The sequence below is a fragment of the Comamonas odontotermitis genome (assembly GCF_020080045.1).
Lineage (GTDB): Bacteria > Pseudomonadota > Gammaproteobacteria > Burkholderiales > Burkholderiaceae_C > Comamonas > Comamonas odontotermitis.
Window position 1 is genome coordinate 1,958,720 of record NZ_CP083451.1, and the last position, 12,966, is coordinate 1,971,685.

The following is a 12,966-nucleotide window of genomic DNA, read 5'->3' on the forward strand; positions in this document are numbered from 1 at the left end:
CGCGCCGCGCTCACCGTCACTTCGCGTCTTCGAAATCGAGCGAGGCCGAGTTCATGCAATAGCGCAGGCCTGTAGGCTGGGGGCCGTCGGGGAAGACATGGCCCAGGTGCGCGCCGCACTGCGCGCAGACGGTCTCCACCCGTACCATGCCGTGGCTGCGGTCCACGTTTTCGGCAATGGAGCCAGGAATGGCCTGCGAGAAGCTGGGCCAGCCGCAGCCCGCGTCGAACTTGGTGTCACTGTCGAACAGCTTGGCGCCGCAGCACACGCAGTGGTAGCTGCCGTCGGCCCAGTGCTGCTCGTACTTGCCGGTGAAGGGGCGCTCGGTGGCGGCATGGCGCGTGACCTGGTAGGCCGCGGGCTCGGCGTGTTTGGCAGCCAGCTCGGCTTGCCATTGGGCCTCGGTTTTCTGGATGGGAAAGCTCATGATGAACAACTGATGGCAATGTGTTGCGCCCAGTCGGGCGGGAGGGCTGCCAGGTCTTCGCAGCCCGCATGTTCCTGATATGGCGCTGCCAGCACGCTTTGCAAGCGTGCAAAGGGCGCCCAGTCGCCGCGCTGCGCGGCCTCGATGGCCTGCTGGCCCAGGTGGTTGCGCAGCACGTATTGGGGGTTGGTGCTGAGCATCAAATCGGCTGCTTGCGCACTATCAGCGTTCGCCAGAAGCTCCTGATACTGTAGCAGCCAGGTGTCAAAAGCCGCATCGCCTGCAAACCAGTGGGCAAGGGCAGGGAGGCGGTCATTTTTTACCGTTTGCGACAATTCGCGCCAGAAGAGGGTGTAGTCCACCCGGTGCTGCTGCATCAGGGTGAGCAGCGGGTTGGCCAGGTCGGCAATGCGGGCGGCCTCGCCTGGCAACCCCAGCTTGGTGGCCATGGCGGCGAGCATGGCGCTCTCCAGCGCGGGCTTGTAGGCATCAATGGCGGCAATGGTCTGGGCCTCGTCGTCAATCAGGGGCAGCAGCGCCTGGCCCAGGCAGTAGAGGTTCCAGTAAGCGATTTGCGGCTGGCGCGAAAAGGCATAGCGGCCACTGCTGTCGCTGTGGTTGCAGATGTGGCCTGCATCGTAGTGGTCCAGAAACTGGAAGGGGCCGTAGTCGATGGTCAGGCCCAGAATACTCATGTTGTCGGTGTTCATCACCCCATGGCAAAAGCCCACAGCTTGCCATTGGGCCACCATGCGGGCAGTGCGTTCGGCAATATCAGCCAGCAGGGCCGCGTAGCGCGCCGGGGTGCCGCTCGCGTGCTGGGCAGCGCTGGCAAAGTAACGCTGCACCACGTAGTCGGCCAGCGCGCGCAGGTGGTCCAGCTGGTTGCGTGCCGCAAAGTGTTCAAAATGGCCAAAGCGCACAAAGCTGGGCGCTACGCGGGCCACCACGGCAGCGGTTTCCACCGTCTCGCGGTACACCGGTTGCGGCGAGGTGACCAGCGACAGCGCCCGCGTGGTGGGAATGCCCAGCGCGTGCATGGCTTCGCTGCACAGGTACTCGCGGATGGACGAGCGCAGCACCGCGCGGCCGTCGCCCATGCGCGAGTACGGCGTCATGCCTGCGCCCTTGAGCTGCAGCTCCAGCCCTTGGCTGCTGTCCTGCTGGTCTGGCGCCGCCAACTCACCCAGCAGGATCGCGCGGCCATCGCCCAACTGCCCAGCCCACTGGCCAAACTGGTGGCCGCTGTAGACGGTGGCCATGGCATCCATGCCGGGCAGCAAGGCGTTGCCGCCCAGCACCTGGGCTGCCGCTTCGGTCTGCAGCCACTCGCTGTCAAAGCCCATGGCGCTGGCCAGGGCGCCATTGCCTGCGTTCAAGGCCAGCTGTGGCATTGGCGTGGGCTGCAGGCGGGTGTAGAAGACGGGTGGCAACTGGGCAAAGCCGTTGATCCAGCGGGCGCCGGGCTGCAGGGCAGCCAAGGCTTCGGCCATGGGAGGGGAAGAGGTGTTGGACAGGGTGGAATCCATGCAGCCATTGTCCGCGCAGGCTTTGCCCTGTGTGCGACTGTGTTTATTGTCAGCTCTGATGGGGATTTTGTTGCGCGCGCAATCTTGTTGCGATGTCGCAAGTTTTCAACGCCGATACAGCCCGCTGCGCAGGCAAATGGCCTGGGATGGATGCTTTTGCCCGTGGCAGGCAGGGCTTGCACGGTATTATGTCGGCCTGCCATTCATTGTTTGTTCCACGCCATCGATCCCGACCGAGAAAAGTAAAAAAGCACCGTGCGTCTCAATTCCATCAAGCTTGCTGGCTTCAAATCGTTTGCGGAGCCGACCAATTTCATGCTCCCTGGCCAACTGGTGGGCGTGGTGGGGCCCAACGGCTGCGGCAAGTCCAACATCATGGATGCGGTGCGCTGGGTGCTGGGTGAATCCAAGGCGAGCGAGCTGCGCGGCGAGTCGATGCAGGACGTGATCTTCAACGGCACCAACCACCGCAAGCCGGCCAGCCGCTCCAGTGTGGAGTTGGTGTTCGACAACAGCGATCACCGTGCAGGCGGGCAGTGGAGCCAGTACACCGAAATTGCCGTCAAGCGCGTGCTCACCCGTGACGGCACCAGCAGCTATTTCATCAACAACATGCCGGTGCGCCGGCGCGATGTGCAGGACGTGTTCCTCGGCACCGGCCTGGGCCCGCGGGCCTACGCCATCATCGGGCAGGGCACGATCAGCCGCATCATCGAATCGCGCCCCGAAGAGCTGCGCCTGTTCCTCGAAGAAGCCGCCGGGGTCTCCAAATACAAGGAGCGCCGCCGCGAGACCGAGAACCGCCTCAACGACACGCGCGAGAACCTCACCCGCGTCGAAGACATTCTGCGCGAGCTGAACAACAACCTCGAAAAGCTGGAAAAGCAGGCCGAGGTGGCCGCCAAATACAACGCGCTGAACGCCAGCGCCACGCTCAAGCAGCAACAGCTGTGGTTCCTCAAGCGCAGCGATGCGGCAGAAGACCAGGAAAAGGTGCGGATCGAAGGGCTCAAGGCTGTCAACGACCTGGAGTCGCGCATGGCCGACCTGCGCCATGTCGAGGCCGATCTGGAATCGATCCGCCAGGCCCACTATGCGGCGGGCGATACCGTCAACCAGGCCCAGGGCAAGCTCTACGAGGCGACAGCCGAGGTGGGTCGGCTGGAGGCCGAAATCCGCTACGTGGTGGAAGGCCGTCAGCGCGTGGAAAACCGCCTGGTGCAACTGGCCGAGCAGATCGCCATGTGGATGGTGCGCAAGGAGGAATCCGAGGCCGAGCTCGAAACTCTGACCGGCCAGGGCATGGACGCCGAGGAAAAGGCCGAAATGCTGGCTGCCCAGCTTGAAGAGCAGAGCCAGCAATTGCCTGACATGGAAGATGCGCATCGCCAGGCGCAGCAGCGCGCCAATGAGCAGCGTGGCGCCGTCACCCAGGTGCAGCAGCAGATCCAGGTGCTGGCCGCCGAGCAGCGCAGCCTGAACGAACAAAGCCGTGGTCTGGAAGTGCGCAGCGAACGCCTGCGCACCGACCGCAATGCCATGGCCGCGCCCGACGAGGCGCGCCTTGCTAACCTGAAGCAGCAGAACGATGAAGCTGCCGAGGCCGCAGAGATTGCCGAGGCGCGGCTGCTGGAGCTGCAGGACAGCGTGCCCCAGCTCGACGAGGCGCGCCGCGAGAAACAGCAGCAGGTCAACAGTGAAGGCGCCCGCCAGGCCGAACTGGCCGCGCGCCTCGATGCCCTCAAGGCCCTGCAGGAAAAGGTAAAGACCGACGGCAAGCTGCAGCCCTGGCTGGCCAAGCATGGCCTGGACGGATTGCAGGGCCTGTGGAGCCGCATCCAGATTGAGCCCGGCTGGGAAAACGCGCTGGAAGCGGCGCTGCGCGAGCGCCTGTCATCCCTGGAAGTGAGCCGCCTTGATATGGTGCGCGGCTTTCTGGGCGCCGGTGCGCAGGATGCGCCGCCTGCGCGTCTGGCGTTCTACAGCCTGCCGCAGGCTCCCGGCGCCGCGCCGCAAGGGCAGATGGCCCAATTGGCCGACCTGCTGCGCGTACACGATGCAGGCCTGCGCGCCGTGCTGTCCGACTGGCTGTGCGGTTGCTACACGGCGCCGACCCTCGACGAGGCGCTGGCGCAGCGCGCCCGCCTCAAGGCGGGCGAAACCATTTTTGTGCCCACGGGCCACGCCGTCAGCAGCCATAGCGTGAGCTTTTACGCGCAGGATTCCGAGCAATCGGGCATGCTGGCGCGGGCCCAGGAGATCGAACACCTGGAAAAGGAGCTGCGTGCGCAGTCGCTGATCGGCGAAGAAGCCCGCAACGCCCTGGTGCGCGCCGAATCGGCCTATGCCGATGCATCGCAGCGCCTGGTGACGGCCCGCAACGATGCGGCTGAAACCCGCAACCGCGCCCACGAGCTGCAGGTCGAAACCCTGCGCCAGACCCAGTTGGCCGAGCAGGCGCGCGCGCGCACGGCGCAGCTGGATGCGGATCTGTCGGAAGTGACGATCCAGCTCGAAGAGATACAGGAGCGCCGCATTGCCGCCGAGGCTCGTTTTGAAGAGCTGGACATGCAACTGGCCGACAGCCAGGAGCGCCATGCGCAGCTGGACGAGCAGGTCTACGAGTCCGAGCGCAAGCTGACCGGTGCCCGCGAGCAGCTGCGTGCGCTGGAGCGCCAGGCGCAGGAGGCCGTGTTCGGCCAGCGCAGCATGGATGCACGCCGCGCCGAGCTCGGCCGCACCATGGAAACGGCCATGCAGCAGGCCAAGGCCCTCGCCGATGAGCAGGTGCGCGCCCAAGAGGAGCAGGGACGCCTGAACGACGCAGCCGCCCAGGGCGGCCTGCAGGACGCGCTGAACCTGAAAATGGAGCGCGAAAAAGAGCTTGCTGCGCGCCGCAGCGAGTATGACGACCTGACCGCCCGCCTGCGCGGCAGCGACGAGCGCCGCCAGCAGTTCGAGCGGGATCTGCAGCCGCTGCGCGACCGTATCACCGAATTCAAGCTCAAGGAACAGGCCGCGCAACTGGGCCTGGAGCAGTACACCACCCTGCTGAACGACGCGCAGGCCGATATGGAGGCGCTGGCCGCATCCATTCAGGAAGGCAATGTGCGCCTGACTGGCCTGCAAAGTGAGATTGACCGCCTGCACCGCGAAATCGACGCGCTGGGCGCCGTCAACCTGGCAGCGCTGGACGAGTTGAACCACGCCCGCGAGCGCAAGACCTTCCTCGATTCGCAGATGAAGGACCTGACCGAGGCGATGACGACGCTCGAAGACGCGATCAAGAAGATCGACGCGGAGACACGGCAATTGCTCTCGGGCACCTTCGATACGGTGAACCAGCACTTTGGCCGCATGTTCCCCGAACTGTTTGGTGGCGGCCAGGCCAAGCTCATCATCACCGGCGACGAGATTCTCGACTCTGGCGTCCAGGTGATGGCGCAGCCGCCCGGCAAGAAGAACCAGACCATTCACTTGCTGTCGGGGGGCGAGAAGGCGCTCACGGCGATTGCGCTGGTGTTTGCGATCTTCCAGCTCAATCCCGCGCCGTTTTGCTTGCTGGATGAGGTGGATGCGCCGCTGGACGATGCCAATACCGAGCGCTACGCCAAGCTGGTGGCCAGCATGAGTCGGGGAACCCAGTTCCTTTTCATCAGTCACAACAAGATTGCCATGGAGATTGCGCAGCAGCTCATTGGTGTAACAATGCAGGAGCAGGGCGTTTCGCGCATCGTGGCCGTGGATATGGAATCCGCGCTGACGATGGCCGAATCGGTCTGATGGATACGGATACGCGGCCTGCGCACACCCGGTGGGGGCATGCTTTTCGCAAAGCGATGCCCGCTGTTCGCCGTTGTGTGCGTCGGTCCTGGGATATTTACAACGAAATCGTATGAGTAATTTTCAACTGGCCCTGGTCATCACCTTTGGTGTCATTCTGGCGCTGTATGTCGGCTTCAACACCTGGTCTGCCCGCCGCAACGAACCCAAGAAACCCAAACCCGAAGAGGTTGGCGGCGCACTGCCGGTGGGCGAGGACGACGCGCGTTTCGAGCCCGGCTTTGACGGCAAGGTGGGCGGTGCCACGGGCGACCCGGTGCTGGATGCCCAGCTGGGCGGGCAGGGGCCGCGCCTGGGTGGCAACCTGGGCGGCAACGCCAGTGCAGACGCCTTTCCCGCAGGCGCCGTGGCGCGCAGCGGCAACCCGGGTACCTACCTGGGTGACCGCCAGCAGATACTGGATGCGCTGACCGACGCGATTGCACCCATCCATACCGATGGCATCGTCTCGGGCAATGCCGCCATTGCTGCCATGCCCAGCAGTTTTCGCGCGGGCAACAAGGCTTTCAACATCGAAGGCATGAACCAGGCAACCCAGACCTGGGAACTGCCCAAGGCAGGCGAGCGCTACACCGGCTTCCAGGCGGGCATTCAGCTGGCCAACCGCCACGGCCCGATGAACGAGATCGAGTTCTCCGAATTTGTCGGCAAGGTGCAGCAGTTTGCCGACACCATCGGCGCCTCGCCCGATTTGCCCGACATGCTGCAGGAAGTGGCCCGCGCCCGCGAGCTGGATGCCTTTGCCAGCGAGCACGATGCCCAGCTGGCCTTCATGCTGCGCGCCAAGCGCGCTTCGTGGAGCCCCGGTTATGTTGCGCAGGTCGCCGCCAAGCACGGCTTTGTGCCCGCAGGCCCTGGTCGCATGGTGATGCCATCCAGCATTGCGCAGATGCCGTCCATTCTGGCGCTGACCTACGATGCCCAGGCAGCCTTGGCAGATGACCCGGAGCAAAGCGCGCTGCGTGATGTGCTGCTGAGCCTGGATGTGCCCCACGTCAGCCGCAGCGAAGCGCCTTTCGACAAGATGCGTGCTGCCGCCGAAGCCCTGTGCGCCGAGATGGACGGTGTGATCTGCGACCAGAACGGCACGCCACTGCCGGTGATGGTGGTGGACCCGATCGCGCAGGACCTGGAGAACCTGTACGACCAGCTCGAAGAACGCGAGCTGGCAGCGGGCTCGCTGGCGGCGCGGCGTTTGTTCAGTTGATAAAAAAATGAGCTGTTGGCGCTTGCCCTCAAAGCATTTCAGATAGATTTACGTTTGAAATCCTTTTGTAGCAAGCGCGGGCAGCTATTCTTTTGACAAGGCGGGTGGGCGAAGAATGCCACCCGCCTTGTGCTTTGGAAGCAAGTCTCATGGCTGATACTTTTGATCTTTTTTCGACTCCGGTGCACGCTACAAAGGCGCAGGCAGCTATCAAAATAAAAGCGCTGCGCGACCAGCTGGTCCGCTGGGCGCACGAATACTATGTGCTCGACACGCCGAGCGTGCCCGATGGCGAATACGACCGCGTCTACCGGGAGCTGGAAGCGCTGGAGAAGGCGCACCCCGAACTGGTGACGCCCGATTCGCCCACCCAGCGGGTGATTGGCGCGGTGCTCGACGGCTTGACACCGGTGCGCCACGCGGTGCCCATGCTCAGCATCCGCACCGAAACAGACAACGAGGCCAGTGGTGCGGAGGCTTTCGATACGCGCATCCGCAAGGAGCTGGGGCTTGATGCTTCGGCCCCGCCCGTGGAATACGTGGCCGAGCCCAAGTTCGATGGCCTTGCCATGAACCTGCGCTACGAAAACGGCCTGCTGGTGCAGGCCACCACACGCGGGGACGGCGAGATTGGCGAGGACGTGACGCACAACATCCGCACCATCCGCCAGATACCGCTCAGCCTGCCACAGAACGCGGGCGTGCCCCCGGTGCTGGAAGTGCGGGGCGAAGTCTATATGCGCCGCGATGACTTCGATGCGCTCAACCGCAAGCAGGAGGCCGCAGGCGGCAAGACCTTCGTCAACCCGCGCAACGCGGCGGCAGGGGCGGTGCGCCAGCTCGATTCCAACATCACCGCGCAGCGCCCGCTGTCATTCTTTGCCTATGGCGTGGGTGAAGTCACGCCTGCTAACCGGGGTGGGCCGGACTGGCAGAGCCACTACGCCATGCTGATGCAGATCAAGGCCTGGGGTTTTCCGGTGGCGCCACAAGTCTGCCTTGCACGCGGAGCGGGCGAACTGGTCGCCTTTCACCAGCGCATGGGCGCAGAGCGGGGCAGCCTGGGCTACGAGATCGACGGCGTGGTATACAAGGTCAACAGCCGGGCGCAACAGCGCGAGCTGGGTTTTGTCAGCCGCGAGCCGCGCTGGGCCGTCGCGCACAAATACCCGGCGCAAGAGATGGTGACGCGCCTGGAGGGCATTGACGTCCAGGTGGGCCGCACCGGCAAGCTCACGCCTGTGGCGCGCCTGGCTCCCGTGTTTGTGGGCGGTGTCACCGTCACCAATGCCACCTTGTCGAATGTCTTTGACATCCGCAAGAAGGGCGTGCGCGTGGGCGATCAGGTGATCGTGCGCCGCGCGGGCGATGTGATTCCCGAGGTGGTGGGCCGCGTCGCTCCTGTGCCGGGTACCGATGCGGCTTTGCAGCCGGGGCCGCGTAGCCCTTATGTGCCCAACTTTCACATGTCTGTCGCATGCCCCATCTGCGGCAGCGCCGTGGTGCGCGAGAAGGGCGAGGCCAACCACCGATGCACCGGCGGCCTGTTCTGCCCCGCGCAGCGCAAGGAGGCCATCCTGCACTTTGCCGCCCGCCGCGCGATGGACATTGAAGGCCTGGGCGACAAGCTGGTTGATCAGCTTGTCGACGCCGGTGTGATCCGCACCTTGCCCGATTTGTACAAACTGGGGATCGCCACCTTGTCGGGCCTGGAGCGCATGGCCGAGAAATCTGCACAGAACGTGCTGGCGGCGCTGGAATCATCCAAGAAGACCAGCCTGCAGCGCTTTCTGTTCGGCCTGGGGATACGCCATGTGGGCGAATCCACCGCCAGGGACCTGGCCAAGCACTTTGGTGTGCTCGATGCGATCATGGACGCCTCGGTTGAAGCGCTGCTGCAGGTGAACGACGTGGGCCCGGTGGTGGCGCAGAGCATCCACACCTTTTTTGCGCAACCGCACAACCGCGAGGTGGTGGAGCAACTGCGCGCTGCCGGCGTGCACTGGGACGAGGGCGCGCCCGCCGAGAAGCCGCCGCAGATCCTCGCTGGCATGACGGTGGTGTTGACCGGCACCCTGCCGACCATGGGCCGCGACGAGGCCAAGGACCTGCTGGAAGCTGCTGGTGCCAAGGTCTCAGGCTCGGTCAGCAAGAAAACCAGCTATGTGGTGGCGGGCGCCGAGGCCGGCAGCAAGCTGGCCAAGGCCGAAGAACTGGGTGTGCCCGTGCTTGACGAGGCAGGCATGCTGCAGTTGCTGAAAACCGGTCAGGTTTGATGGCACAAGAGGAGGGTGCCAGGACTACCAGATGCCGTGGCGCAGTATGGAGCGGTGTGATCAGCCTTGAAGGGGCTTGTGTCACCTTCAGAGCGATGCACAAAGTGCGTCAACTGCCCGCAATAGATCGCAAGGAGCGCAGATGAAACGGGTTCAACTTTTGGCAGCATGCGGGTTGCTCGCCGCAGCCAGCGTGCATGTACAGGTTTACGCGCAGGGCTCCCAGCCCGGTCTTCAGGACACCGAGGACTGCAGGCTTGCACAGCGTGATCTGGACACTGCGCGCAACTCCATCGCCAGAAATGAGGCCGAAAAGCGCGATCAGGTGAATGCGGCCATTGCCAAGGCCAATGCGGCCTGCGGCTCCAGCACCGAGCTTTTGCAGCCGCCTGCAAAGGCCGTGCAGCCTAACGCGGCGCCCAATACGCCTACCACCATCACGAACTGCAATGCCAACTACTGCTATGACAGCCAGGGCGGTGTGTTCCGCAAGTCCAGCAATCCCAACATGTTGACCGGGCCCGATGGTCGCGTGTGCCATCGGTCGGGGAATGTGCTCAATTGCTGAAGACCTTTCAGGCAGAGGGATCTGGCCTGCCGGGCTGACGGGCTGACACCGAAAACGTTGCGCCGCTGAGCAAGCGCGACAAAGTCAGTGGGCGAGGCCGGGCAATCATGGCGCCAGCAGCTTACTTCTTGGCCTTTTCCAGCGCCTTGTCTGCCGGTTTGGCGGCGGGCTGCTGGGCGGCGGCAAACAGCTTGCCCAGCATTTCGCGCAGCATGCCTGAGCTGCTTTTCTGCATCTGCTGGTTGATCTCGGCCTGCTTGCTTTGCATCAGCTGCGCATGCGGGGATTGGGGGCCCAGTTCCAGCAAGGATTTGAGCTGCGGCTCGCTGAAGGTCTGCGCATAGGCGTTGGCCAGCTGCGCATCCCATTGCTTCTGGTATTGCGGCACCACTTGGCGGGCAGCGGCCATCAGCTGCTGCTGGGCCTGTTGCGCGCCCATCTTGTCGATCAGCGTCTGGTAATCGGGTGATTTGGCCGCCAACTGCAAGGCCACCTGGGGCAGGGTGTGGCCGAGCTTGTATTTTTCGACCATGGCCTGGGCCATGTCGACCAGCTTGGCGGCATGGCTGGCCGGCAGAACGCCTGCGTACAGGCCCACCAGTGCAAGGCCCGAGGCAGCAGTGCGGACAAATTGGCGGCGGGATGGAGAGAGGGGCATGGACGGTGTTCCTTCGAGATTCTGATGCACGGTGTCTGGTGCGGGGTTGCTGACCTGCGGGTGCTGCTAGCGCATTTCCTTTGGCGGCTCCAGATCCACGGCGTGAAAGCCAAATGCGCCCCGCTTGCGGTCTTCAAAGTAGCGCTTCAAGGTCACCTTGACGGTGCGGAAGGCAATGTCGGCCCATGGAATTTCCGCTTCGGTGAACAGTCGCGCCTCCATCGTCTCCCAGCCAGGGCTGAATTCGCTGCTGTTGAGTTGTGCCAGGTAAAAGAGATGCACCTGGCCGACATGGGGCACGTTGATGACGGAAAACAGTGGCCCCAGGGTGATGTCTGCACCGGCTTCCTCATCGGTTTCTCGCGCAGCGCCTGCACCCGTGGTTTCACCCAGCTCCATGAAGCCTGCGGGCAGCGTCCAGTAGCCCTTGCGCGGCTCGATATTGCGCTTGCACAGCAACACCTGGTCGCCCAGGTAGGGCACCGTGCCGACCACGTTGAGCGGGTTTTCATAATGGATGACGCTGCAGGCAGGGCAGACGGCGCGGATCTTGGTGTCGCCATCATCGGGAATGCGGTGCTCTACCTTGGTGCCGCATTGGCGGCAGTAATCAACGGGGGCGCGAGATGTCATGGGCGCTATTGTGCGCTATTGGTGGGGCTGTGCAGCGGGTGGTTGCAAAATGGCGACCACGGCTTGTTGGCCGCATGCAGCAGTTGCTTTTAGAACGTGTTTACGATCTCCTCGCGCGGCTGCGTAGAGATCGTAAACACGTTCTGAGAGGGCATTTTGCCATTCCACTCTGATGCAGCCATGCGCCAATGCGGCCATGAAAAACGCCACCGCAGTGGGTGGCGTTCTTGGCGTGCGCTGGCAATTACACCAGCTGGATCTTGAGCGATGGCAGGCCGGCGACGCCGCCTTCGAGCACATCGCCCTTGACGACGGCGGCCACCCCTTCGGGGGTGCCGGTGAAGATCAGGTCGCCCGCCTGCAGCTCCCATGCCTGCGACAGCACTTCGATGGTTTCTGCAATGTTCCAGATCAGCTTGCTCACGTTGCTGTGCTGGCGCTCGGCGCCGTTGACCTGGAGCCAGATGTCGGCATTGTTCACGTCACCCGCCTGGGCTGCGGGCACCAGCGGGGCGATGGGCGCGCTGGCTTCAAAGGCCTTGCCGATCTCCCAGGGGCGGCCTTGCTTCTTCATCTCGCCCTGCAGGTCGCGGCGGGTCATGTCCAGGCCCACGGCGTAGCCCCAGATGTGTTGGGCGGCATCGGCAGCCGAGATGTTCTTGCCCCCCTTGCCAATGGCCACCACCAGCTCGATCTCGTGGTGCAGGTTGCTGGTGAGCGTGGGGTAGGGTACCTCGCCCGTGGTGCCTGCGGCCACCGGCACGATGGCATCGGCGGGCTTCATGAAGAAGAAAGGCGCCTCACGGCCGGTAAACCCCATCTCCTTGGCGTGCTCTTCGTAATTGCGGCCCACGCAATAGATGCGGTGCACGGGAAACAGGTCGCTGCTGCCGTGCACGGGCACGCTGGCTTGCTGGGGCGCGGGAATGACGTAGTGGCTCATGCTGGTCTCGGTTGGCGGCGCGCAGGGCACCGGCGCGTGGGTCAATGAATCGATGCAAAAAATTATCGGACAAAAAGGGTTGAAGGCCGTGTAAAGCCACGCTCTGGTTCGCGCGCCTCCTTGCAGTCACTGTCATGCACGCGACTGGCTGTTGGTTGTGTGCACAATCGCCCACCCGCCTGCGGTATGCTGTGCAGCCATGAAGCTGCACAACTATTTCCGCTCCTCTGCGTCCTACCGCGTGCGCATCGCACTCCATGCCAAGGGCTTGCCTTACGACTATGTGCCGGTGCATCTGGTCAAGGGCGAACACCGCGCCGCTGCCTTTGCCAGCCATATGGGCGATGCGTTGGTGCCCGCACTGGAAACCGAAGATGGCCAGTGGCTCAACCAGTCGCTTGCCATCATCGAATGGCTGGAGGAAACCTATCCCGATACCCCGACGCTCCTGCCTGGCAACGCGCTGGCGCGTGCCCGCATCCGCGCGCTGGCCTTGCAGGTGGCCTGTGAGATCCACCCCATCAACAACCTGCGCGTGCTGGGGTACCTGAAGAACACGCTGGGCCAGAGCGAAGAGGCGAAGAACGCCTGGTACCAGCACTGGTGCCGCGCCGGGCTGGAGGCCTTTGAGCGCCAGCTGGTGCTGCTGGCTGCCGAGCGCAAGGCGCAGGGCCTGCCGCCTTCCACCTTCTGCTGGGGCGATAGCCTGACCCTGGCCGACTGCGCGCTGGTGCCGCAGATCTTCAATGCACAGCGCTTCAATGTCGATCTGCAAGGCCTGCCGCTCACCATGGCGGCTTACCAGGCCGCCTTGGCAACAGACGCCGTGCAGAAGGCCCAGCCTTCGGCCTGCCCGGACGCGCAGGCGTGAGGGAGCCCGCC

10 protein-coding genes are annotated in these 12,966 nt (G+C 64.0%); 5 read left to right on the forward strand and 5 right to left on the reverse strand.

The window, feature by feature from the left end; translation table 11 throughout:
* Positions 1-16: 16 nt before the first annotated feature.
* Positions 17-427: a peptide-methionine (R)-S-oxide reductase MsrB gene (gene msrB / locus LAD35_RS09130; protein ID WP_224152363.1), complete on the reverse strand. Its 411-nt coding sequence runs from the start codon at positions 425-427 to the stop codon at positions 17-19.
* Positions 424-1,920 (reverse strand): protein adenylyltransferase SelO, encoded by a 1,497-nt coding sequence (locus LAD35_RS09135; RefSeq protein WP_224152626.1) that lies wholly within the window; start codon positions 1,918-1,920, stop codon positions 424-426. Before LAD35_RS09135 ends, msrB begins: the two co-directional genes overlap by 4 nt.
* A gap of 291 nt (positions 1,921-2,211) precedes the next feature.
* Between LAD35_RS09135 and smc the strand changes: the two genes are divergently transcribed.
* From smc to LAD35_RS09155, 4 genes are all read left to right on the forward strand, one after another.
* Complete coding sequence (smc, locus tag LAD35_RS09140; RefSeq protein WP_224152364.1) at positions 2,212-5,739, forward strand: chromosome segregation protein SMC; 3,528 nt, start codon at positions 2,212-2,214, stop codon at positions 5,737-5,739.
* A 112-nt stretch (positions 5,740-5,851) separates the two neighbouring features.
* Entirely contained in the window at positions 5,852-7,006 is a 1,155-nt protein-coding gene (locus tag LAD35_RS09145) for a cell division protein ZipA C-terminal FtsZ-binding domain-containing protein (RefSeq protein WP_224152365.1), read from the forward strand.
* A gap of 149 nt (positions 7,007-7,155) precedes the next feature.
* A complete protein-coding gene (gene ligA / locus LAD35_RS09150; protein ID WP_224152366.1) occupies positions 7,156-9,282 on the forward strand; it encodes an NAD-dependent DNA ligase LigA in 2,127 nt (708 codons plus the stop codon).
* A 142-nt stretch (positions 9,283-9,424) separates the two neighbouring features.
* A complete protein-coding gene (locus LAD35_RS09155) occupies positions 9,425-9,850 on the forward strand; it encodes a hypothetical protein (RefSeq protein WP_224152367.1) in 426 nt (141 codons plus the stop codon).
* Between the two features lie 121 nt (positions 9,851-9,971).
* Here LAD35_RS09155 and LAD35_RS09160 read toward each other — a convergent pair whose 3' ends face one another.
* The 3 genes from LAD35_RS09160 to LAD35_RS09170 all read right to left on the reverse strand — a co-directional run bounded on the left by LAD35_RS09160 (position 9,972) and on the right by LAD35_RS09170 (position 12,084).
* On the reverse strand, positions 9,972-10,508 hold the full coding sequence (locus LAD35_RS09160; protein ID WP_224152368.1) for a hypothetical protein: 537 nt from the start codon (positions 10,506-10,508) through the stop codon (positions 9,972-9,974).
* 66 nt (positions 10,509-10,574) lie between these two features.
* Entirely contained in the window at positions 10,575-11,141 is a 567-nt protein-coding gene (locus LAD35_RS09165) for an NUDIX hydrolase (protein ID WP_224152369.1), read from the reverse strand.
* A 244-nt stretch (positions 11,142-11,385) separates the two neighbouring features.
* Complete coding sequence (locus LAD35_RS09170; protein WP_224152370.1) at positions 11,386-12,084, reverse strand: fumarylacetoacetate hydrolase family protein; 699 nt, start codon at positions 12,082-12,084, stop codon at positions 11,386-11,388.
* A 199-nt stretch (positions 12,085-12,283) separates the two neighbouring features.
* Between LAD35_RS09170 and maiA the strand changes: the two genes are divergently transcribed.
* The gene (maiA, locus tag LAD35_RS09175; protein ID WP_224152371.1) at positions 12,284-12,955 is read left to right on the forward strand and encodes a maleylacetoacetate isomerase; all 672 of its coding nucleotides are present in this window, start codon (positions 12,284-12,286) and stop codon (positions 12,953-12,955) included.
* Positions 12,956-12,966: the final 11 nt, after the last annotated feature.

Excerpts from the sequence above, each read along its gene's own strand:
- LAD35_RS09145 (WP_224152365.1), top strand. The coding sequence starts at position 5,852 with ATGAGTAATTTTCAACTGGCCCTGGTCATCACCTTTGGTGTCATTCTG.
- msrB (WP_224152363.1), bottom strand. The coding sequence starts at position 427 with ATGAGCTTTCCCATCCAGAAAACCGAGGCCCAATGGCAAGCCGAGCTG.
- LAD35_RS09135 (WP_224152626.1), bottom strand. The coding sequence starts at position 1,920 with ATGGCCGAAGCCTTGGCTGCCCTGCAGCCCGGCGCCCGCTGGATCAAC.
- ligA (WP_224152366.1), top strand. The coding sequence starts at position 7,156 with ATGGCTGATACTTTTGATCTTTTTTCGACTCCGGTGCACGCTACAAAG.
- LAD35_RS09160 (WP_224152368.1), bottom strand. The coding sequence starts at position 10,508 with ATGCCCCTCTCTCCATCCCGCCGCCAATTTGTCCGCACTGCTGCCTCG.
- maiA (WP_224152371.1), top strand. The coding sequence starts at position 12,284 with ATGAAGCTGCACAACTATTTCCGCTCCTCTGCGTCCTACCGCGTGCGC.
- LAD35_RS09155 (WP_224152367.1), top strand. The coding sequence starts at position 9,425 with ATGAAACGGGTTCAACTTTTGGCAGCATGCGGGTTGCTCGCCGCAGCC.
- LAD35_RS09170 (WP_224152370.1), bottom strand. The coding sequence starts at position 12,084 with ATGAGCCACTACGTCATTCCCGCGCCCCAGCAAGCCAGCGTGCCCGTG.
- LAD35_RS09165 (WP_224152369.1), bottom strand. The coding sequence starts at position 11,141 with ATGACATCTCGCGCCCCCGTTGATTACTGCCGCCAATGCGGCACCAAG.